This is a genomic window from Laceyella sacchari, assembly GCF_004343255.1.
Classification (GTDB): Bacteria; Bacillota; Bacilli; order Thermoactinomycetales; family Thermoactinomycetaceae; genus Laceyella; species Laceyella sacchari.
The window spans coordinates 1,081,729-1,104,586 of the sequence record NZ_SMDD01000001.1; the positions used below are offsets into that span (position 1 = coordinate 1,081,729).

General features: G+C 47.4%; 19 protein-coding genes. 13 read left to right on the plus strand and 6 right to left on the minus strand.

The features are described 5' to 3' along the window. Positions 1 to 22 precede the first annotated feature (22 nt). Positions 23 to 2,002 (plus strand): acetate--CoA ligase, encoded by a 1,980-nt coding sequence (locus EDC32_RS05240; protein WP_132220259.1) that lies wholly within the window; start codon positions 23 to 25, stop codon positions 2,000 to 2,002. Positions 2,003 to 2,240: 238 nt separating this feature from the next. Further along, positions 2,241 to 2,822, plus strand: a complete 582-nt coding sequence (locus EDC32_RS05245) for a thermonuclease family protein (RefSeq protein WP_158283241.1) — start codon at positions 2,241 to 2,243, stop codon at positions 2,820 to 2,822. Positions 2,823 to 2,898: 76 nt separating this feature from the next. Here the strand turns inward: EDC32_RS05245 and EDC32_RS05250 are convergent, their stop codons facing one another. The 3 genes from EDC32_RS05250 to EDC32_RS05260 all read right to left on the minus strand — a co-directional run bounded on the left by EDC32_RS05250 (position 2,899) and on the right by EDC32_RS05260 (position 8,255). Beyond that, on the minus strand, positions 2,899 to 5,571 hold the full coding sequence (locus tag EDC32_RS05250) for a phosphoenolpyruvate synthase (RefSeq protein ID WP_132220261.1): 2,673 nt from the start codon (positions 5,569 to 5,571) through the stop codon (positions 2,899 to 2,901). A gap of 495 nt (positions 5,572 to 6,066) precedes the next feature. Next, entirely contained in the window at positions 6,067 to 7,320 is a 1,254-nt protein-coding gene (locus EDC32_RS05255; RefSeq protein WP_158283242.1) for a GNAT family N-acetyltransferase, read from the minus strand. A gap of 524 nt (positions 7,321 to 7,844) precedes the next feature. Further along, positions 7,845 to 8,255 carry a hypothetical protein gene (locus tag EDC32_RS05260; protein WP_132220263.1) on the minus strand — a complete coding sequence of 137 codons (411 nt, stop codon included), beginning with the start codon at positions 8,253 to 8,255 and terminating at the stop codon, positions 7,845 to 7,847. A gap of 350 nt (positions 8,256 to 8,605) precedes the next feature. Here EDC32_RS05260 and EDC32_RS05265 point away from each other — a divergent pair, with 350 nt between their 5' ends. Continuing rightward, positions 8,606 to 9,013, plus strand: coding sequence for a VOC family protein (locus tag EDC32_RS05265; RefSeq protein WP_132220970.1), 408 nt, complete (start codon positions 8,606 to 8,608; stop codon positions 9,011 to 9,013). A gap of 169 nt (positions 9,014 to 9,182) precedes the next feature. Continuing rightward, on the plus strand, positions 9,183 to 9,728 hold the full coding sequence (locus EDC32_RS05270) for a DUF6022 family protein (protein WP_132220264.1): 546 nt from the start codon (positions 9,183 to 9,185) through the stop codon (positions 9,726 to 9,728). Between the two features lie 119 nt (positions 9,729 to 9,847). On the opposite strand, the gene EDC32_RS05275 is transcribed toward EDC32_RS05270, so the two are convergent. Continuing rightward, entirely contained in the window at positions 9,848 to 10,270 is a 423-nt protein-coding gene (locus tag EDC32_RS05275) for a VOC family protein (RefSeq protein ID WP_132220265.1), read from the minus strand. Positions 10,271 to 10,411: 141 nt separating this feature from the next. Here EDC32_RS05275 and EDC32_RS05280 point away from each other — a divergent pair, with 141 nt between their 5' ends. The 6 genes from EDC32_RS05280 (at position 10,412) to EDC32_RS05305 (ending at position 17,081) form a co-directional block, all read left to right on the plus strand. After that, positions 10,412 to 11,419, plus strand: a complete 1,008-nt coding sequence (locus EDC32_RS05280) for a helix-turn-helix transcriptional regulator (RefSeq protein ID WP_132220266.1) — start codon at positions 10,412 to 10,414, stop codon at positions 11,417 to 11,419. Next, a complete protein-coding gene (locus EDC32_RS05285; RefSeq protein ID WP_132220267.1) occupies positions 11,400 to 12,368 on the plus strand; it encodes a phosphotransferase in 969 nt (322 codons plus the stop codon). The genes EDC32_RS05280 and EDC32_RS05285 overlap by 20 nt, the downstream gene beginning before the upstream one ends. Before the next feature lie 261 nt (positions 12,369 to 12,629). After that, positions 12,630 to 13,643 (plus strand): S66 family peptidase, encoded by a 1,014-nt coding sequence (locus EDC32_RS05290; protein WP_132220268.1) that lies wholly within the window; start codon positions 12,630 to 12,632, stop codon positions 13,641 to 13,643. A 441-nt stretch (positions 13,644 to 14,084) separates the two neighbouring features. Further along, positions 14,085 to 14,987, plus strand: a complete 903-nt coding sequence (locus EDC32_RS05295) for a macrolide 2'-phosphotransferase (RefSeq protein ID WP_132220269.1) — start codon at positions 14,085 to 14,087, stop codon at positions 14,985 to 14,987. A 135-nt stretch (positions 14,988 to 15,122) separates the two neighbouring features. Next, the gene (locus tag EDC32_RS05300) at positions 15,123 to 15,305 is read left to right on the plus strand and encodes a YggL 50S ribosome-binding family protein (protein WP_022738072.1); all 183 of its coding nucleotides are present in this window, start codon (positions 15,123 to 15,125) and stop codon (positions 15,303 to 15,305) included. A 483-nt stretch (positions 15,306 to 15,788) separates the two neighbouring features. Further along, entirely contained in the window at positions 15,789 to 17,081 is a 1,293-nt protein-coding gene (locus tag EDC32_RS05305; protein WP_132220270.1) for an erythromycin esterase family protein, read from the plus strand. 84 nt (positions 17,082 to 17,165) lie between these two features. On the opposite strand, the gene EDC32_RS05310 is transcribed toward EDC32_RS05305, so the two are convergent. Then, positions 17,166 to 18,095: a sporulation protein gene (locus EDC32_RS05310; protein WP_132220271.1), complete on the minus strand. Its 930-nt coding sequence runs from the start codon at positions 18,093 to 18,095 to the stop codon at positions 17,166 to 17,168. 383 nt (positions 18,096 to 18,478) lie between these two features. On the opposite strand from EDC32_RS05310, the gene EDC32_RS05315 reads away from it, so the two are divergent. Continuing rightward, positions 18,479 to 19,798 carry a hemolysin family protein gene (locus EDC32_RS05315; protein WP_246026850.1) on the plus strand — a complete coding sequence of 440 codons (1,320 nt, stop codon included), beginning with the start codon at positions 18,479 to 18,481 and terminating at the stop codon, positions 19,796 to 19,798. A 219-nt stretch (positions 19,799 to 20,017) separates the two neighbouring features. On the opposite strand, the gene EDC32_RS05320 is transcribed toward EDC32_RS05315, so the two are convergent. Then, complete coding sequence (locus tag EDC32_RS05320) at positions 20,018 to 20,707, minus strand: aspartate/glutamate racemase family protein (protein WP_022738067.1); 690 nt, start codon at positions 20,705 to 20,707, stop codon at positions 20,018 to 20,020. Between the two features lie 181 nt (positions 20,708 to 20,888). Between EDC32_RS05320 and EDC32_RS05325 the strand changes: the two genes are divergently transcribed. After that, positions 20,889 to 21,335: a MarR family winged helix-turn-helix transcriptional regulator gene (locus tag EDC32_RS05325; RefSeq protein ID WP_022738065.1), complete on the plus strand. Its 447-nt coding sequence runs from the start codon at positions 20,889 to 20,891 to the stop codon at positions 21,333 to 21,335. Between the two features lie 86 nt (positions 21,336 to 21,421). After that, on the plus strand, positions 21,422 to 22,672 hold the full coding sequence (locus tag EDC32_RS05330) for a multidrug effflux MFS transporter (protein WP_132220273.1): 1,251 nt from the start codon (positions 21,422 to 21,424) through the stop codon (positions 22,670 to 22,672). Positions 22,673 to 22,858 lie beyond the last annotated feature (186 nt).

Genomic DNA, 22,858 nt, shown 5'->3' on the forward strand with positions numbered 1-22,858 from the left:
ATGCATTCATTGGAGGGATAAAATGGTGAATCGTGACATCAAAGGTATGCGGGATGTTGTGCAAAATAGCCGTTTAGTTCAACCCAACCCGGAAAAAGTGCGAGCGACACAGCTGGGAAGTATGGACGCTTTCCGCGAGCTGTTGGAGAGTTCATGGGAGAATCCCGCCGCTTTTTGGGATCAAGTGGCACGTGAATTGCATTGGTTTGAGCCGTGGACTGACACCATGTCAGGAGACTTTGCCGATTTTCGTTTTTTTACCGGTGGCGTCAGCAATCCCTGTTACAACTTATTGGACAGGCATGTTCAAGCGGGAGCCGGAAATAGGACAGCCTTGATTTGGGAAGGGGAAGATGGACCGGTTCGTTTTTATACTTATCAGATGCTTTTGGCCGAAGTAAACCGTTTTGCCAATGTGCTGAAGGAGTTTGGTGTGAAAAAAGGGGATCCGGTGGCCATTTATCTGCCTAACCTGCCGGAAGCCGTGATTGCTGTGTTAGCCTGTTTCCGTTTGGGGGCAGTGTATAACGCCGTTTTTTCCGGATTTTCTACTGAGTCGCTCAAAGACCGGCTCATCCATTTTGAACCGAAGTTGATCATTACCGCTGACGCTTCTTTGCGCAGGGGAAAACGCATTCCGTTGAAAGACAAGGTGGATCGTGTGATTCCCGCGGTCAACGGCGTTCAGACGGTGATTGTCGTCAATCGGCTGAACCAACCCGTGCACATGCAAGCAGGACGGGATTACTGGTGGCACGAGCTGGTGAAAGGAGCAAGCAATCAATGTGAACCGACAGGGGTCGAAGCCAATGAGCCGGGCATTGTCTTTTACACCAGCGGGACGACGGGAAACCCCAAAGGGGTGGTTCACGCTGGCATGGCCTTTGTAGTGCAAAATTACATTTACGCCAAATATCATATGGATCATCGCCAAGATGATGTTTTCTGGTGTACTGCCGACATCGGCTGGTTGACGATGCACATTTGGGGAATTGTCGGCGCGTTGGCCAATGGGGTTACAACGGTGGTGTATGAAGGGGCACCCAACTATCCCGAAGCGGACCGTTTTTATCAGATTATCGATCGCTATCGCATCAACAAGCTGTTCACTGCGCCGACGGCATTGCGTATGTTAAAAAGCCTTGGAAACGAAGCGTTGGCGCCTTATGACTTGTCATGTCTCGATGTCATCGCGTTGGTCGGGGAGCCGTTCGATCCGGAGACATGGCATTGGACGCGCGAAGTTTTGGGGAAAAACAACGTTTATGTTAATAACACATGGGGACAGACCGAAGTGGCCGGATGCCCTATCGCCGGGGCCGCTTGGTTGACTCCCATGAAGCCGGGTTCGGCTGGAATTCAATTTTTGGGCGCAGATATGGACGTGGTTGATGACAACGGCCAGCCGGTGCCTGCAGGGGTGCTGGGAAACTTAGTTATGCGTCGGCCGATGCCCATGCTGTGCCGGACGCTTTGGAAACAGCCAGAGCGCTACAAAGAGGCTTATTTTAGCCAAGTGCAAGGCTGTTATTTCGCCAGCGACATCGCGTTAAAAGACGAGGACGGTCATTTCTGGGTGGTGGGCCGCTCTGATGATGCCTTTAATGTCGCTGGCCACCGCCTCAGCACCATGGAAATGGAGAGCGCAGTATTGGCTTGCGCGGATGTTTCCGAGGCAGCTGTCATCGGGGTACCCGATCAAATCAAAGGGGAGATACCGATTGTGTTTGCCAAAGCAAACCAGGACATCTCTGCGGAGGAAGACCGATTGAGACAGGAAATAACCCAACGGATCATTGATAAAATCGGGGAGATCGCCAAGCCCGGTAAGGTGGTGTTCCTCGAAGAAATGCCAAAAACCGTCAGCGGTAAAATTATGCGTCGCCTGTTGAAAGAGGTGTGGGTTCATGGCGAAGTGGCCGGAGATGTGACTGGTTTGGAAGATCCGCAAGTGTTGGATGGGGTGAAGGCGAGCATCGCCAAGATCAAAACAGGTAGCTAACCTTGGTGCCTTCTCCCAGTGGTACACTGTGGGAGCGGGACCGCTGGCCTTGATGGAGCTGGCGGTCTTCTTTGCGAATCAGGGAGACGGTCATAAATGGGATTGAAACATATGGCAGAGTGATGGAAACTTCTTCCCAAAGGTTATAGATTTTTATTTGTTATTAATAGTAGAATAATCAATGAGAACTTATAAGTTTCTGTTTAAAGAGATAATTTACATCAAGGGTGAAGACATAGTGTTTTTTAAAAAAAAGAAACGAAAACGATTGCCGAATAAGAAGAGTATGTACAGTGTCGGCGAGATTGACGCTGTACAAGTTGTGAAAGTGTATGATGGGGATACCATTCGGGTACGGTTTAAGAACAACAAAGAGGAACGGGTGAGATTTTTATTGGTGGACACCCCCGAGACGAGTCATCCGCGCAAAGGGGTTGAACCTTATGGGGAAGAGGCTAAGTTGTTCACCAGATATATGATTAATCAGAGCCGCGTCGTTGAACTGGGATATGATGCGGAAAAAAGGGACCATTATGGCCGATTGCTAGCTTATGTCTATGTCGATCGCAAGCTGTTGCAGGAAGAGTTGGCCAAAAAGGGCTTGGCCCGGGTGAGCTACACCAGAAACCGCAATCCTGACATGGTGAGAAAGATGAAAGAGGCAGAACAGATGGCCAAGTCCAAGGGCAAGGGGATCTGGTCCAATAAAACGTATGTCGGTCGTTCCGGTTATCATCCTGAGAAGATGAATTGGATTGAGCGGACATACAAGCTGTTAAGAGGCAAGTTGTTGCGTGTCGTTTTAGATTCTTTCGTTTAATGCGCAAAATCGGGAATCGGCAGGAACCAGAGGAGAAAGGCAGACACTGGTAATGTGCCTGCCTTTTTGCGTTGGTTTAATCGGCGGGGTCTGCCAAAATTTCCACATAGCCGTTTGTTCCGTCCACGCGGATGTATTGCCCATCTTTCAAGCGCGTGGTGGCCTTTTCCACGCCGACCACAGCAGGGATGCCGTATTCTCTGGCTACGACGGAGCCGTGGGTCATCAAGCCGCCGACCTCTGTCACAAGCGCTTTGGCTGAGTGGAATAATGGTGTCCATCCAGGGTCCGTGTGAGGAGCGACCAAAATATCCCCTTTGTTCAATCGACCTTCTTCCAGGGTGCGGACGACTTTGACAAATCCTTCGACAATTCCTGCTGATGCGGGAATGCCGATCAATGCACCGAGAGGTGCTTTATCGTTGCGTCGGGCGGCGGTAAATATTTCACCATCGCTGGTCATAACGAGCGGGGGTGAAAGTTTGCTGTAGTGCGCTTCATGCAACTTGCGGGAGTCGATCAGCGATTGAGCGTCAGGTAAGCGGTGTTCCACCAAAGCGACCAATTCATCCAACGTGAAATAAAAGACATCTTCCTTTTGTTTCAACACACCTTGCTGGCATAGTAGTTCTGCTTCTTCCAAGATCGCTTCCCTGAAGAGGGCAAAATGCCGGATGATGATGTACTTGGGCAGTTCGCGGATGCCTACGTTATGGCGGTAAATGGAGATTAACCGCGCCAACCGTTTGGCTTTTCTCGCTCCGCCCCGTGTTTTTCTGATCCGGGACAGCAAAGATTGAATCGCTTCATGGGCTTCCTTTTCCCCGCGACTGAAATTTTCGCGATGCTCATTCACTTGATTGCTTCGGATATGGCTTAGAATGGACGGAACGAGCAATGTCGGTTTCTCACGGTATCGAACCCGCGTAATATCAATCTCTCCGGGAGCGCGCATGCCGTATTTTTCCATAAATGCAGAAAGTTTAGCTTGAAAGGCTTCCCCGCCTTCAATGTTGCGCAATCCCTCATAAAACGTTTCGTCTTGCGCTGTTTCGAGATATTGGAGCAATGCAGGGCAGTCTCTTGCCGCATCTGCCAAATCGCCGATCATCAAGCCCATTTCACTTGTGACATTACCTGGCGGAGATTTGTGCAGGGCGGGAGGCACTTCTTCTCCCAACCATTTCTTAACACACCGCTCCAAGATGACTCCTGCCATCAAACCTGCCAAGGTGCAAGCCAATGAATCTGCCAACGCCTTCAATACGTCTCGCGCCACACTTTCCTGTAGCGCCTTTATCCGTTCGGAGCCGGACAGGCCTATGAGCTTTAGTTTGCAACGAGCTAAATGTTGTTCATAGGTGATGTGCGCCTGTTTGGCTGCCTTCTGGGGGTCGCTGAAATAGAACAGTTTGACCCACCGGGGGATGACTCGGCCATAGACGGTAAAAAAACGTTTGAAGGTGTGGAAAAATTGACGTCTCACCCCTCGACGGGGAAGGCTTTGCTGAAACTCTTCCATCTGGATAGCCTTGGACAGAGCCAGGAGATCATCATCCAGCTCGGCATTTGCGCAAATTTTGTTTCGTATGGATGTGAGGTGCAAGGCAGGCGTGCAATCTAAGTACAATCTGCCGCCAGCTTCAACCATGCTGTGGCTTTCAGAATGGTCGGACTGTTTGTTGATTGGGACGAGGGTGCGTAAAACCGAAATCCCAAGCGGCTTCATATAGTCGGTCATCATCTGTTTGTGGCCGAATGAAAGATAGATTCGGAGAGAAGTATCTTTCGCGGGAGGGAGTGGGTATAGGGAGGTGATAGGCCGGCTTTGCAAAATGAAAAACCGGTCTCCTTCCAGACACCACTCGATGTCTTGCTCCGTGCCATAATGCTTTTTTATGCGTCGTCCAAGCTTGGCTAGTTCCAAGATTTTCTCGTCTGACAATGCTTGTTTTTGTCGATGTTCGGGAGGGAGATCTCTCGTTTCCGTACCACCCTGCGGCATGGCAAAGATGCCTTTTTCTTTTGTGGCGATTTGCTTGTCGCTGATTCGGTTACCGCGCACCTTATACAAATCAGCGGTGACCAATCCGGAAACAAAAGCTTCACCCAAGCCGAATCCGGCATCGATAGATACTGTGTTCCGGTGCCCGGTGATAGGGTCAGCAGTAAACATGATCCCTGAGACATCCGGAATTACCATCTGTTGCACGACGACCGATAAGCGGACGGAACGGTGGTCAAATCCGTTTTTGATGCGATAGACAATCGCGCGGTCAGTAAACAGGGAAGCCCAACACTTTTTAACCGCTTCTAAGAGAGAGTCAAACCCTTTTACGTTCAGATAAGTTTCCTGTTGCCCGGCAAAGGAAGCGGTAGGCAAGTCTTCAGCTGTCGCGCTAGAACGAACAGCATAAGCCCGTTCTGTCCCTTCCTTTTTCCATGCGTCGAACAGGGCAGATGTGAATGGTTCAGAAGGGGATAGGGAGAGCAGATGAGTGCGAATCCGTTGTCCCCATAAGCTAATCTGATCCAGCTGTTCCGGTTTAAACTTCGCAAGCTCGTTCAACCACTCATCAAACTCGTCGCTGGCACCAACAAAATCACGGTAAGCAGATGTTGTGATGCAAAAACCGGGGGGTACAGGAAATCCGGCTTTGCATAACTCACCGAGGTTGGCACCTTTGCCGCCGACTTCGCTCACATGCGTCTGATCAATCTCATGGAAATGCATAACATAAGTTTCCATGTCTCTACTCCTTAAACGCGAAGGGTATTGACCATACGGTCAATATCATCTTATCGCTCTTTGACCATATGGTCAATATGGGGATGCAATGGGGATGGGTCTGCAAAAAATATGGATTCATAGACTAGTTGCGCTTGGCTAGAAACGATTTGACCAAATAAGCGAGAAGCGGTAGAGAGAGAATGAAGAGCGCGGGGGCTTGTTCAGACAACACGTTGACAACTTCTTGCCATATCACGGTGTGTATCCCCTTCCTGGCGGATTTGCGCTTTATTATATGCAAACTTGGCCAAGGATAACACCATGGAAAGAGCGACCGCCATGCTGAATAGCCCAGCTGGTGTTGGTGCACCTTATGCAGTTCTTATGTGGATGATGCTGTCAGACTGATTGAAAAATAGATTGAATTTTCGGAATCAAGACGGCTTGTCTTTAATGATGATTTGCGATGTGATCAAAAACCCATCCCCCGGCAAAATGAGGGGGATGGGTTTTTTAAAAGAAGGTGTCGCAAACAGGGAAGTCTGTTTTGGGAAACAAGGCACGCAATGTTTGCGTCCATTGTGCATCCGAAAGGGTCGCTTTGCCGTAGTTGAGCAAGGTGTTGAGGGAGACTGCTCCGTACAGAAGCGCAGACAAATCGCTGATGTCCATACGAACGACGGGTGCTTCGTCGACAAAGTCGCGCAACGCGGGCTTCCCATTTGTGAACGTAATGGTGAAGCGCTGTTCGTTTTCCGCCAAAAAAGTGTCTCTGATCTCGAAGGTGAAGGTGGCGTTCACATTGCCAAAGGGATAGATGGTTGATGTCGAGAGGGCTCGTTTGGCATCCAGGATACGAACCATGAGGCCGATTCCCGTCGTGCGAACCTCGTGCGACAACGGAGGGATCATATTGTATGTGTCATTACGTGGATCATCGAACAAATGATGAAATTCAGGATCCTGCACATAGAACACAATCCGCTGGAATTGGTCGGATTGGCTACGTAAAAAGGCGAAAAAAGCTTGATGTGCAGCCGGATCTTCCGCAATCCATTGGTTGACGTGCAAGTCGTTATGGAAATCGTTTTTGGAATGATTGTTGCGGTACTGGAACCCCATATATCCTTGAAGTCTATGTCTGTTGACATACCCGACTATGCGGTTTTGTTTCACGCTGAATAAGCGCTTAAGATCTTGGTCTGTTGCGGCAATCATCCCATGCGTTCGTTCTGTCACCCGACGATGCAAAGCCAACATGTCCGGAATGTCTGCTTCTGTCAAAAAAGTGAGCCGCTCTTTGCCTTGGCCGTTGGGGAGGGTGCTGGGGGTTATGCGGTATTCGTGCCACTCGGTGCCGAAGCCGAAGCCCATGCGTTTGTAAAAATCTGGGCGGAACGAATAGAGGAAGGCAATGTGAGCGCCTTGATTGCGATAGTGCCGCAGGAAGTAAGTGACCAATTCTTTGGCGATTTTCTCCTTTTTGTGAAGCAAGTCCACCGCTATGCTGCCTACGCCTCCGGCTATTAGGTTGGAACCGTGCCAATGAACGGTATAGTCGTACAAACGCATAATCCCCAACATTTGTTCATCGCGGTAATAGCCGTAAAAATGGGAGTTTCCCGGCTCTTTGATGGTGGCGGCAACTTGTTCCCTGAACGGTTGCACAACTTCTTCCCTTGTCGCTTCAAAAGATGGATAAGCATTGGCAACCAAAGTGATCAATCGGTCGATTTCGTTTTGTTTAATGGCGCGGATCACGCCCATTATGTTCATCCTCTCTTAAGTCCGTCGTACAGGCGGATTTTAAAAGTAAAGACACATGTGTTGGGGAGTTTGTCTGTCGCACCAACATAAAAAATGAAAGAAATGCATGCTAAAGTAAAATTATATATATTTATAAAATTAAAATACAGGTGTTTTATAGAAAGAGGTCGAAATTGCTTGCTTTATATTAGTGGGTTGTGCCCATGAAGAAAGTGAGCAACCTAAGTTACGTTCTGCTACTATTCGTGTTCTGGATCAAGAAGGGAAAACCGTTTCTGGAGTAGTAGTCGGCATTACAGTGGTTATTATTGATAAGCCGATCGTCGTTGACTTGCGAAGTAAAGGATACGGATTGGTCTGATTGCGCAAAAAAGCGGAAATAGCCAGCTACGCATCTGGCTCTTCCCGCTAAATAAATATTTTCGGCCCAATTCTATTGCGACAATTTGTTTCCTGAACGGTTGCATCGTTTCCATTATTGTGGCGTCAAGAGATGGAAAAAGCGCAGGTCACTTTGAGGGAGATCATTTAAACACAACATCTAACTGCCCGGACACATGTGCATTGGGGAGTTCGTCCTTCACATCAATATAAAAGTGTCCGACTTGCACATTGTCAAACAGCGCTTTGCCGCTAGCCAGGTTGTAATAGGTGGTGCAGGCACGGGTGTTGGCTTCGCAAAGGCGTACCCACAGTTTGGACGTGTCCTTAAGCTTCACGGTTTTGCCGTTAGTGTATTTGGCGTATAAAGGTTGGACAAGGACGATTTCTACATCCCCCACTACTTCGGGATTATAGACATGGCCGTCCCACTTTCCATCTTCCGTTTCAAAAGCATATCGCGGAACACTTGCAAAAACCGGGTTTGCGGTGAACGGGAGCAGTGCGGCTGCGGTGATGGTCGCCGCACACAAAATAGCGAAGGTTTTTTTCATTGGACTGATCCTTTCTTTCGATTTGTAAAGGGGTTAAAAAATGAGCTATGTTGCCAACTGGAGCGTGTCTGACAGGCCAGCGGCTCCAAAACCCTTTTCCCATTCGCTTTACTTGTGCATCGGCGCTCCTCGAGAAAAGGTTTTTCCCCCACTTCTTCCCTAACAACTTGATTTGCCAGACACCTCACTGGCGAAACATCGCTTTCATAGACTATTATATTCCAATTTTGATCATTCCGTCATCTTGATGACCATGTGAAGAATGGGAAGAGAATGGGGATGGGTGCTTTTGTCGACAATGGAAGAAAGAGCGTTTTATCCTTTCTGATCAAAGGGGTTGATTGCCAATGATGGAGAATGAAAATCAAAAAATCACGACCTTTTTAATGTTTGAAGGCAACGCCGAAGAAGCGATGAATTTTTATGTTTCTTTGTTCAAGCAGTCAGAAATCCTTACCTTGTCCCGTCATGAAGACGATGGGAGCGAGGCGAGTGGAAAAGTGGCGCAAGCGGTTTTCTCACTCAATGGACAACGGTTCATGTGCATAGACAGTCCTATCAAACATGAATTTAGCTTTACACCCGCGATTTCATTGTTTGTCACATGTGAGACAGAAAGTGAAGTTGACGAGTTGTTTGAGAAACTGTCCCAAGGCGGAGAAGTGCTTATGCCGTTAGATTCATATCCATTCAGTAAAAAATTCGCTTGGGTTGCTGATCGATTCGGTGTTTCTTGGCAATTAAGCTGGAATGGTTGAGCGGGAGTTTAGCCTTCCAGCTTGGAAGTAAGCGGATGAGATGGACTGGCGATGAATAGTTTTAAAAAAATTAAGGAATGTTATTGGAGTTCATTTGCTATGTTGTATAATGAAATAGGAAAAAGCCTTTTGTTGCTATTGGAAATTGGCATGTCGAAAGGGGCTAAAAATGAGCACAATGAAGCCACTTCCGCAAATCCTCGCCGAAAGCGAAGGAAATCGCATCGATGTCATTGCCCAGTATATCAATGAGCATATCACTGAAAACTGGAAAGCGATATTTGAAGAAAAGTACGAGCAATTGATGGATGCGTATAAAAAAGTAGGTGACCCTGCTTACGGAACATATTTGAACTTCTTGTTTTCACCAATTCACGAGCAATTGAAAGAGAGTGGGCTGAAACCGCTCCCCCGTCTGCCTGGTGATTTAAATATTTCCCGTGAATGGGGTAACACCAACGATTTCACTGACCAAGAGCGGTGGATGTGGAGTGTTATTGAAGAAGTAAATGGCGTCGCGGTAGGGACCATTGTTACGAAAGTTTATCATGATCATACACAACTGCGTGTTCCACGTCCTCCAGAGGTGTTCGCCTTGGCAGAAACTGATCAGGCTGATATCGTTGCTGCCCTGTCGCATCGGTCCGCTTCGTTTAGAGATGCGCGCGAGTTTAGAATAGAAGCTGAGAAATATATGAAAAACCGGGACGCTTGACCAGAAGTCAAGATCGGCCCGGCATGAATCATCGCTAAAGAGCGATGATTTTTTTGTGACTCTCCCGCAGTAACGCGAACACGGGCCAGCCATCAAAGGGAGTAAATGAGAATACGGCGTTATTTTCTTCTGGTGAAGATCTGAAAGGTGATGCCGAATCGGTCTGTCACCAAGGCATAGGCGGGGCTGAAGTACGTTTCTTCTAGCGGGATGCTCACATGACCGTTTTGCTTTAACACATCGTAAAGCTGTTGCGCTTTCCCTGTCGTGTTGACGGTGATGCAGATATTAACTTGATTTCCTTCGTGCAGGGTTTGCCCGGGAAAGGCGTCGCCGATCATCAACTCCGTGTCGCCCACTTTTAACACAGCGTGCGCGATTTTTTCTTTCATTTCTGCAGGAAGAGGATGATCCGGATTTTCCGGCCCTTCCCCCAGGGTCTGGCAGAAAAGAATCTCCGCATCAAGCACCTCTTCATAAAAGCATATTGCTTCTCGCGCATTTCCATCAAAAAAAACATAAGGGGTCAACTGCATTGTCATGGTATACCCACTCCTCACATTCAATGGATTGATGCCAAGCCCGCTCACTGATAAAGAAGCGAGCAAGGTTCGGCTTGGTGCCCATTGTAGCTTATAATGGTGACAGCTATTGTCATAAAATCGATCGAATGGAGGATCGTGATGCCCAAAGCGAAACGGTTGCTGGAATTGATGATGACAGTCAACCGCAAACGGAAGTTTACAGCCAAGGAATTGGCGGAGGAATTCGGTGTCTCAACGAGAACCATATTGCGGGATTTACAGGAGTTAAGTGAGTTGGGGGTGCCCTTGTATTCTGAAGTGGGACCGCACGGAGGTTATCACGTGTTGAATGAAAGAAGCCTCCCTCCCATCTCGTTTACCGAAGAAGAGGCAATTGCCATCTTTTTTTCCGTTTATGCGTTGCGCCATTATCTGTCCATTCCTTTTGAAGCGGAAATCTCATCTGCGTTGAATAAATTCACTTCTTACATGACTAATGACATACGTGACCGAATTGAACAAATGAAGAATCGCGTCGATTTCATCACACCGATGAGGCAGGGGGAAAGTCCTCATTTATCCAGATTGCTCGAAGGAGCCATTCACCAGCAAGTGCTTTTGATTGAGTATGAGGCGAAGGAAGGGAAAGTTAGCCGGCACATCCAACCGATTGGCATTTATGCGCGAGATGGCATATGGTATTGCCCCGCCCATTGTTTTTGGCGTGGTGGTTATCGCGTGTTCCGATGTGATCGGATCAAGTCGGTTGCACAGGCATCTTCAAATGTGAAACCACGGGACATACAACACGTTCACCTCGGCAATGTCCAACCTGTGACCCAAGCGGAGCCGATGGTTCACGTGCGAGTGGAATTGAATGAAGAGGGCGTGCGAAAGTGTGAGACCGAATGGTGGCTGGCAAATCATTTGCATCATCAAGAGGATGGTGGAGGGTGGGTGGACGGTCATTTTCCCAAAAGAGATCTTCCCTTTCTGGCCAAATTTTTTATGGGGTTGGGAGAAGATGCGACAGTGCGGCAACCGCTGGAATTGGTGCATGGTATGAAGGAAATTCTTTCCCGGCTCATGAACAAATACGCTGTGGTGCCGGCTGGCGAAGGGAGCAAGACTGGTGAGGGGGCAAGTGATGAGCCAAGTGATCCGTAAAGATATTTTTGAGCGGGTAGAAACACTTTTTTCAAAAAGAATTGTAGATAGTGAACCCATTCACCGTGGGTTGCTTAATTTGAAGTGGATTGTGCGCTTTGCTGATGGTGTGTCCGTTTTTGTCAAGCAATACAACCAACGCCGGCATGGGAAAAAACTTCCCTTTATCAACAAGGCCTTGTTTATCCAAGAGTCGGTACGGAAGCAAGGAATTCGATGCCCAATGGTTTATTCGTTTGGCGGGAAGCGGTTGCTGACAACAAGCAATGGGGAAGTGTTTGCAGTACAGGAGAAAATGGATGGGGAGGTCGTGGCTCCGGGGCAAGCAACGGTGGAACAGATGCATTCCCTTGGGAAGGAGTTGGGGAAATTGCATCAGGCGTTGAAACAGATTCCACCGGCCGAGCTCGCTTGGAAGCCGGATCGCTCGCGCTTGTTGCAAAAATGGAATAAACAGATGGCTCTTGCGCAAATTTGCCAACCATCCGAGCGTGTGATGCAGCTACTCCACAGACAAAAGCAAATTTTGGACACGCTGGACTTTTCCCGATTTGACCGATGTCGCCTAGGATGGACCCATTGGGATTGCCATTTTGACAACTTTTTGTTTGCAAATGAGCGGATTGCCGCTATTTTGGACTATGACCGCATGCGTTATGTCTACCCCGACCTCGATGTTGCGAGAGCCTTGTTGTCAGGTAGTGTAGACGGCCAGCGAGGAATGGTGCGAGCGAAAGCGTTGGCCTTCCTCAGCGGATATCGGGAAGTTGTGCCCGGGTACTCGGCGGAGAGGGTTGTGCAGGCGTTGCGTCTTTTGTGGACAAAAGAATCAGGCTGGTGGATCACCGCGGACATTGAGGAGCGAAGCGCCAATCCGCGGCGGTTCATGGTGGAGATCGAGTGGTTGCAGCAACATTGGCATGAGTTGGATGACTTCTTGGGTGAATGAGCGTTGCCATCTGCCAAGTTTCTTACTGTTTCATGTGTTGCATATGGGGAACCATTAAATAAAATTCATACGCAAAGGACCATAGGCTATGCCCATAGCCTTTTTCTGCCTGGACAGGTTGTGACTGACCGTGCGGTGGGGAGTTGACCAATCATTGTGTGATGAGCTGACTTGTGCCGGACAAGGGGAAGACAAATAGAAAAGGATTGTTCAATTAATAGAGTTTTGATACAATTTTTAGAAAAGACCGGGAGGCAGTGCATGATTAACTATCCATCTTTTAAAACAGGTATGACCATTGGGATTACCGCCCCTTCCTCCGGGGTGCCGACAGAACTGCATGCGGTGCTGGACAGCTCGATCAGGCGACTGGAGGAGAGGGGCTTTCATATTGTTTGCGGAGAAACCGCCTTTACGCAAGAAAAAGCGAAGTCAGCATCAGCGAAGAAACGCGCAGCTGAATTTAATCGCATGATGAGCGATGATCAGATTCAGGTGATCATTCCCCCTTGGGGCGGCGAACTCCTCATCGAGATCTTGGAGCATGTCGATTTTGAAAAAATGAAGAACAAGTGGGTGTTGGGTTATTCCGATACCAGTGTGCTGTTGCTGGCTATTACGTTGACAACGGGGATCGCTACGGCACATGGCCCTAATCTCGTTGATCTTCGCGGGGAATACTGGGATGAGACTACCGGCGCTTGGCTCGATGTCTTGTCCACCGAGCGGGGTGCCTCCATCCTTCAGTACTCCTCCACCAAATATCAAGAAAAATGGCAACATGACAATCCAACCCCTTGTCTCTTTCATTTGACAGAACCAACACACTGGAAAGTGATATCCCATAGCAAAGCGAAGGTACAAGGGCGGTTGCTCGGCGGATGCGTTGATGTGATCAGGCACTTGATTGGCACACCGTATGGCGACGTGGGGAAATTCAGAAAGGCTTTTATTGATGGGGAACCCATACTTTGGTTTTTTGAGAATTGCGAACTGGTGACTGCCGATTTGCGCAGATCATTGGTGCAAATGAAGTTGGCCGGGTGGTTTGAAGGGTGTTCAGGCATCCTGTTTGGCCGTAGCTCCGCCAATCAACCCGTGCAAGGTTATACGGTGGAAGATGTTTATCAGGAACTGGCGGATGAGCTTCAAGTACCTGTCATATACGATATGGATTGTGGACATGTTCCGCCGCAAATCACGTTTATCAATGGCGCCTATGCCGAAGTGGAAGTGGCTCAAGGAAAGGGGTTCGTCAAGCAGTATTTTAGATGATCTCCTTTCTGCTCATCATGAAAAAGGACATGTTTAATTTACACTGAACGGAGGGTCACTTATGGCATTCTCATTCCGATTCGACCCTTTGCAATCATAAATAATATTGTGTTCAAAGGTTCTGCTTGTGGGCAGGGAATCGGAATGGGTTGGCCTGTTTGTAAGGTAATCCGCTATACTATACAGCGATATTACGCCTGCAAACCCTCAACTGGCGGGGGAAGGGATGTGTTACGGCCACCCTGATCAGGATGGGGAAGGCCTTCACTTTTTGGGCCATTGTAGACGAGTATGTACGGAATTTTAACCATTTTCCGATTGCCTAACCACAGGCAGACAACCTGTGGGTTTTTTAGTTGCCCTCTTTCACAGGGGACAACCAAGGCCCGGACAATGCGACCCGGAAAGATGACCACGTACAAGAAAAGGAAGGGAAAAACGATGACGTTGAGCGATAAACAAGTGGTGGAAGTGGCCCGGCGGCATGGCCTGATGGTGAGAGAAGACGCATTGACACGGAATGAGTCCGGCCTTGACTTTTCCGTCGTGTTTGCCGTGGACGAGCAAGGAGAACAATGGGTTTTGCGTCTGCCGAGGCGCCCTGATGTGGTTCCGACCGCCAGGAAAGAAAAGGCGATTCTCGATTTCTTGGATGGGAAGATTCCGGTGCAAACGCCACAATGGACAGTTTTTTCCGATGAATTGATCGCTTACAAGCGTCTCGCAGGCGTACCTGCCGCAACGATTGATCCAGAAGCAAAAGCGTATGTGTGGGAGATCGATGAGCATAATGTGCCAGACATCTTTTATGAAACCTTGGGCCGGGCCATGGCTGCCTTGCATCGCACCAATCCTGACCAGGCCAGACAAGCTGGCTTGACCGTGCATGCTGCAGGGGAACTGCGAGAGGCGATGCGACAGAGGATGGAGAAAGTCAAGGTGCATTTCGGTGTAAGCCAACCCCTTTGGGACCGTTGGCAGAAATGGTTGGCCAATGATGTGCTTTGGCCGAAACAGACTGAATTGATCCATGGCGATTTGCATGTCGGACACATTTTAGTTGACAGAGAAGCCCGTGTTACGGGAATCATCGATTGGACGGAAGCGCGCGTTGACGATCCGGCCAATGATTTTGTCGTCCATCTTTCACTCTTTGGAGAGGGTGGGCTACAAAAATTGATTGATGCGTATCAAAAAAACGGTGGAGTGGTTTGGCCAACGATGGTTGAGCATATTATCGAATTGCAAGCAGCCTATCCTGTCGCTATTGCTGAATTCGCAATGAAATCCGGGTTGGCAGAGTATGAAACCATGGCTAAGCAAACACTCGGCGTGGAAACATAGAGGCTCGTGTGTTGTGTGAATGAAGGTTTGGGTACTTACTGCCCAAGCCTTCGCAAAATAAAATGATGATGCAAAATGGCAAAACTCAAAACGAAAATAAATTAGTGTGCTTTGATCTTACATAGGGGGTAGAACATGGAGATGAAAAAACGGCTTGGTATACATATTGAGGGTTGTATTTATGCTGTAGATGAACATGTTGACATTGATCATGATGAATTTTTGGATAAGTTTATTGACTTTGTAGAGGCAAATGGGTGGATGTTTGGTGGAGGAACATATCAAGTCGATGAGGAAGGGGAGGCAGTAGATAATTAGATAGATGTTATGTAGAGGAGGGAAGAAAAGCTCTCCTTTCTTTTATCTGTAAATTGGATTTTTCAGTCAAGTTGCACACTTGGTTCCTCTCATTCAGGTATAATAAAAAAGACCAAGGGAGCCAATTTAAACATAGTTGATTCTCTGCATTCATGAAATATCCAGCTGTAATAAAGTTATCTAAATTTGGGAGGTGTATATATGAGCAAAACGGGAACACATGGTGCAGCTTCCTTCGGTTTGGCTTGTTTTGATTGAGGATTCTTTTCTAATCACTCACAGTAGCTGTTTTCTTTTTACACTCCTCAGCTTCATTTATTTCTTTTATATCCTTTTATGTTTAAGTGAAACCAGGTTGTCGCTTTCTTTTCATGGACATGGCAACTCATATAAAATAAAAATGATCGCAGTTGATATAAAATTCTGTTGATTCCTTCTCGGTCGTTTGTGTCAAAGTTGCTAACAGCCAAAGGAGTTGTGGCGATGAAGAATGAACAAAGCTTGTACGAGCATTGGGAAACGTGGCTGAGAGCCCATGCACACCCTATAAAACAATTAGAGACAAGTCACGATGATGACTATCGGGATCTTACTTTTTTGAAAGATGTTTTAAAAGGGAAACGGATAGTCATGCTGGGGGAAAGTTCGCATGGAGCCAGTGAATTTATTTCTTCCAGAGTGAGACTGGTTCAATATTTGTATGAAGAACTGGGCTATGAAGTAATCGCCTTTGAATCAGGCTTGGGGGAAACCCATGTCGCCAACCTGCAAGCCAGTGAGCGCCTTCCTGAAGATACCATGAGAAGTGCTGTGATCAGCGTCTGGCATACGCAAGAGATGATTCCCTTGTTTGAATTTGTGCGGCAGTCTAAACAGAACAAGGTTCCGCTGAGATTGTCCGGCATGGACATGCAACCTACGGGGAGTTATCACCATTTCATACGACGTTGGTTTGAGCAGGTGAAACCAATCGTAGCGGAACAAGCGGAGCAGTTGGAACAGCAATTTGCCGCAAGCTTCTACCTAAAGGATATCGAAGCATACCAGAAGGAGAAAGTCCAAATGCGTGCCGGATATGAAGCCTTGATTCAGTTTGTAGAAGCGAATCGGTCGGCACTAGCTAACATATATCCAGAAGATCCAAATTTGATTTCTGTCACGTTGCACGTGTTAAACGGCCGCATCCAAACCGTTGAGCATTTTTTGGAAAAAGCGGTGCTCGGCAATAAATACGCAGCGGAAAACAACCATAATCAGGCTCAAAAATACTATGATGAAATTACCGCCATGCGCGACCAGCGAATGGCTGAAGAGCTTGTATGGGTTGCTGAAACATTGTATCCCGATAAAAAAATCATCGTTTGGTCACATAATTATCATATACGGAAAGAAAATGAGGCCGTTAAAAATGCGCGTTCGCCATTGCCGACAATGGGTGGGTTATTGCCTAACTCCTTAAAACAAACTAGTTATGTTATCGGTCTATATATGAATCGCGGTGTATCCGCGTTTGTTGATCATCAACCTGCTCCGGTGCGCTATCCGCACCCGGAAGGCAGTATGGAATGGATTTTGGGCAAAGCGGGAGCAGCAAACATATTTGTCGATCTGGCTGGCCAAAAGTGCGATCGTGTAACTTCTTGGATGTTCATGGAACGTCAAGCATTGGATTGGGGGACTTGGGAAGAACGATTCATCCCCCGTTCGCAGTATGATGGCATTTTGTTCATTGATGAAGTGCATATGCCAGATTATCTTGATGAGAAGGATGGATAACTTTTCCGCTTTCAAGCGATAGGATCGGCTGGCATATGAACAAAGGCTTGGGCGCCGATACGACGCTCAAGCCTTCTTGATTGTTTAATCCTCTTCTTCGTCGCCAAAGAAATCTAATAAGCTGTCCTCATCATCGTCGTCATCATCGTCATCATCATCTTCAAAGAAGTCCTCGACGATATCCTCAACAGCTTCTTCCAGCAATTCCATAGCGATAAGCCCAATCGCGAAGGCGCCGATCGCACCCGGCAAGCCCGAGATCTTGTGGCGGAATTGGGCTTTATCAGCGTGGTATAGACTCGGATTATTCACCATTTCAAGCAGAACTTGTTGCAGATAGTCAATCAAGGCGTTTTGGTCATCGAGCAGTTGATTGTCCAACCAAAGTTCTCGTTTAACCTCTTTTTCTCCAAAGAACGTGCGCAAGTCCACCTCTAAGAGCAGATGAATACCTGTCTCTGCTATCGCGGCCACAAATTCCACTTCTTCTACTTCTTTAACGAGCATCGAGGTGGGAGCCAGTTCAAACTCCTGCATGTGCCCGTCAAACGAACGAGAGTCGTGTTTTTCGCGGAAGCCAAGACGATCGAACGCATACAGGATGTTTTGCAAGCGATCGGGAGGCAAGATGTCAATCGGATCACGGTCGGTCGAATCCACTCCGGCCGCGATGTCTAAATGCGTGATGAAATAATAAGATACTGAATTGCAGGACAGCAACAGATTTTGCGGCAATTGATAAGAAAATGAATAGGTTTTTTTCTCTGATGGCTGGATTTTAAACGATTCAGGGAACGGAAACCGGTTGATTAACACGGTTTGTATATGTTCTCCCGCGCGCACACTCATCATGAAATCGACATCGATTTTGTTGATTTCTTGTTCAACCGTGCCGCCTGTAATGACTAATTGACCATTGATTTGCTCTCCTAGTTTGTACTGGTGTTGATCAAGGATGAGATCGACTTGGGCGGAACCTTTGCCCAACTTAGCCATAAATTTTTTAAATACCATTTACTGAAAAAGCCTCCTTAAGCATCATGTACTTTCAAGTATATTATAAGGATAAACTGGATGGCAAATATGTCCAAAATGTAAAAGTAGGATCATATCTTTGTGAAAGTGAGTGGCATATCAGATCCGTTGCGATGTGTGAAGCAACCATATTCGGTAAACAAAAATGAATGAAATGAGGTTCTAGCACAAGTAAACACATGGTTATATCCCTATTATGAATGATTATTTATGGTTTTTGCTCTTTGAGACGCCGACTTTTATTTGATAAAGTAAAGAAAGTCATCTTTGCTAGGAGAGAGGCGTTTCCTGTGAGATGAAAGGTTTTTCCGTTTTTTGATATATTGAAATAACCTAATTTGAGTTAACAGGAGGAATCTGTGTTGGAAGGCGTCATAGGTCATGCCTTTAACATTTTGCTTGTGATCTTTTTGGTCTTATTGAACGGTTTTTTTGTCGCCGCGGAATTTGCAATTGTGAAAGTAAGGGCGACACGGATCGCACAGATTGAAGGGCGCAGAGGGAAAGCCGCCCGAAAGGTGCTGGGAGAGCTGGATGCTTACTTGTCTGCGACACAATTGGGAATCACCTTGGCATCACTTGGACTGGGGTGGGTAGGGGAGCCGGCTATCGCCAAAATGATTGAACCGGTGCTCGTTTATTTCGGTTTGCCCCAGTGGGCGATCCATACTATCGCATTTGCCATCGGCTTTTCAGTGATTACCTTTTTGCACATCGTCTTGGGGGAGATGGCTCCTAAATCGTTGGCCATTCGGAAGGCGGAAGAAACGACTCTATGGACCGCCGCGCCCCTCAACTGGTTTTATGTCTTGTTTCGGCCGTTTATTTATGTGCTGAATGGTGCGGCTAATCTCACTTTGAAGCTTTTCGGGGTAGAATTGAATGAATCGCAACAGGCCCACACAGAGGAAGAGATCCGCATGCTCATCGCTCAAAGCCATAAGAGCGGCATGATCGACCAAGTGGAATTGACTCTGTTCGACAATGTGTTTGATTTTACAGAACGGGTAGCGCGGGAAGTGATGGTACCCCGAGTAAAAATGACTTGTCTGTATGAAGGTCGACCGTTTGAAGAGAATTTCCACATCATCAAAAACACCAATCACACCCGGTTTCCGCTGTGTGGACGTGATAAGGATGACATCAAAGGGATCATCCACATTCGGGACGTCTACCAAGTGATGACTGAAGGGGGCACGCCTGATTTGTCGAGCATGGTCAGACCCTTCATTGTCGTACCGGAATCGATGGAAGTGAAAGATATCCTGAAAAACCTGCAAAAAAGAAAAATGGAGATGGCGATTGTCGTCGATGAATTCGGCGGAACGTCTGGTTTGGTGACCACCGAAGACATCATTGAAGAGATTTTCGGCGAAATTCAAGATGAGTTTGATGACGAGAAACCAGCGATCCAAGAAGAGGCCGAAGGGACATCGATTGACTCGGGATTGTTGATTGAAGATGTCAATGACCATTTCGCTTTGAACATCGATGACGAAGACAACGACACGATCGGCGGCTGGCTTTTTTCCCAATTGCAAAAAGTGCCACAAATCGGTGATCAAGTAACCTTTGGCGACTGGGAGTTTACCGTGCTTGAGATGGATGAGTTGAGAATTTCGCGCATTCTCGTGAAGAAAAAGGAGTCATTGCCATTGCCGGCGACAGAACTAGATGATTAATCTAACAACCGGGAGCTTTATAGCTTCCGGTTTTTCTTATGGGTTAAATTGAGGAAGATACATGTTACGTGATGCAATAGATCGAGACGAGTCAAGCGGATTAAATGAAATCACTATTATTCCTTCTTCCATATTTTTAATATCACAAAAAGTCGTTAAATGACAGTCAACGTGAACAACCAACTCTCTTAACAAGAGTTGGTTGTTTGAGATGTGATTCTAATTTAATGCTTTATCTAAAGTTGCTTGCGCAAGAATGAGAGAAGAATCCAACAAGGGAAGGGGGCTGTTTTCTGAGTTGATGAGCATCGGAATTTCGGTGCAACCCAAAATGACGGCTTCGGCGCCTTTTTCTTTAAGTTCATGGATTAGTTTCAGATAGGCTGTTTTTGATTCTTCCTTAATGATTCCTTTAAACAGTTCATTCTCCAACACCTGATGAACCATTTCTTTTTGAGGCTCATCAGGAACAATACATTCAATCTGATAGTTAGACAAGCGGTCAGGGTAAAAGCTTGCGTTCATCGTTGCCAGCGTTCCAAGCAAAGAAACTTTCTTATATCCTTTTGCCTGCGCTGCTTCAGCTACCGTATCCGCGATGTGAATGAGAGGCAAGGAGACTCTTTTGACGATATCATCGAATAAGACATGCGGCATGTTTGCTGAAATCACGGCAAAATCGGCCCCGGCTTTTTCCAATTGGTTGATTCCGGAGGCGAGATATTGGGCGCAATATTCCCAATCCCCTTGTTTAAAGGCGTTGAAGAAATGCTGAAATCTTACACTGAATATGACTATCTCGGGATACCCGTTATCGCCGTGTTGAGCAATGTATAGCCTGGTTAACGAATTGTAAAATAATGTAGTCGATTCGGCAGTAAGTCCTCCTAATATTCCAATTCGTTTCATGTCTCGTGCCCTCCTTTGTAAGAAAATTAATATTAGTATACCAAATGGGTATGCGCGAAGGTAGCTAACATGCACTGTGTACGGGGAGTTGTATTTATAAAAAGAATGGATGATTGACACCGATAGGTACATATCATAGAATCACAAATGATTAGTCGTCTAATTAATAGGAGGCTACACAATGGATTTCAATTATTCCGACGCTTTGACCCATTTGATGGGGCATGTGATAAAGCTTCACCGACAAAGCGTCGATCTGCTGATCCAAGAACATGATGTGTATCCTGGCCAACCTCCACTTTTGTTGAGACTGGCGGAACAGGATGGGCAGTCGCAAAAGGAACTGGCGAACAAATTGCAAGTAACGCCGGCGACGCTGACGGTGATGGTAAACCGCATGCAACGAACGGGGTTGGTGATACGAAAGCCTGATCCTGTCGATCAAAGGGTGTCCCGGGTTTTTCTCACCGCTAAGGGACACCAGGCGATTGATGCGGTGAAAGAGGCGCTCCAACGAATTGAGTGTAAATGCTTGGAGAATTTCAGTTTGGAAGAGAAATTGTTGTTCCGGCGATTGTTGTGGCAAATGCATGAGAACTTGCAAGCGTTCAAGCGCGAAAATACTTAGTCGACTTATCGAATGGGCGGGTGATCGTCCACATCCATGCTCATCTGATGATCGATTACTCATTTGAAGAAAGGATGGAAGCGGTAATGAACAAACTCAGCCATGGATTAGATTTAGATTCTACGCCACAGCGACAAGAACGGTCGCGCATATTATGGATGGCTCTCATTCTGGGTTCGTTGTCCGCGTTTGGTCCCTTGTCGTTAGACATGTATTTGCCAGCATTGCCAGCACTGTCTGCTGACTTGCATACCAGTGCGTCGATGGGCCAACTCAGTCTGACAGCTTGCCTCTTGGGGCTTTCATTGGGCCAGCTGTTGGCAGGGCCGCTCAGTGACATACGAGGACGCCGATTGCCCCTCCTTGCCGGATTGATTACTTATGCGATCGCTTCGTTATTATGCGCAGTGGCCCCCTCCATAGAAGCACTTATTCTATTGCGATTTGTTCAAGGCTTGGCGGGGGCTTTCGGTATCGTTATCTCCCGAGCTATCGTTAAGGATCTGTACTCGGGATCAGAATTGACTAAGTTTTACTCCCTTTTGATGTTGGTCAATGGGGTAGCCCCGATCATGGCTCCCATTTTTGGTGGACAGTTGATGCGGGTGACCTCATGGCCGGGAGTGTTCATTGCCCTTAGTTTGATCGGAGCGATCATGTTGGTCGCAGTCTTGGCCGGGCTACCTGAAACGCTACCAACCGAGCGTCGTTCCAAAGGCGGGATCCGAAACACCCTGTCCACTTTTCATCATCTCATCAAAGACCGGTCGTTTATTGGATATGCGCTGGCCCAAGGACTGGTGGTTGCAGCCATGTTTGCTTATATTTCCGGTTCGCCGTTTGTTCTACAAGGCATTTACGGTGTTTCTCCGCAAATGTTTAGTTTGTTTTTCGCCATCAATGGTCTGGGGATTATTATCGCCAGCCAGGTTACCGGCAGATTGGCGGGTCGGATTGCTGAAGGCAAACTGTTTGTCAGCGGCCTCATCCTCGCCGCGATGGGCGGGATCACCCTGTTGCTTATGATTTTGATGAAAGCCGGACTGTACGCCATTTTGCCGCCCTTGTTTATCGTCGTATCCAGCGTGGGGATCGTCACCACCACCGGCTTTGCCCTCGCCATGCAAAACCAAGGGCAAGCAGCGGGAAGTGCCTCAGCATTGCTTGGGGTGTTGTCTTTCATCTCCGGCGGCCTCGTGGCTCCTCTGGTCGGTCTCGGTGGGGGAGATTCTGCCATCCCGATGGGGGTGGTTATCGCAGTAGCGGACATCGGTTCCGTCCTATGCTATTTCTTTCTCATCCGCCGCAATCGTTCATCGATATCCAATGAAAAATAGAATGGGAGTATCAGCTGGTTCTTTCCCTCTGTCTCCGAATACCATGGGGAAGGAGGGAAGCATCAGGCATAGACAAAGACCATCCATAAAGAAATATTTTCCCCTCCAGCAAATAGAAGACGCCATCCCTGCCAGGCCAAAAATGGATAAATCCCTTGATCTTGCGGGCTGGTGGATTTAGACCAG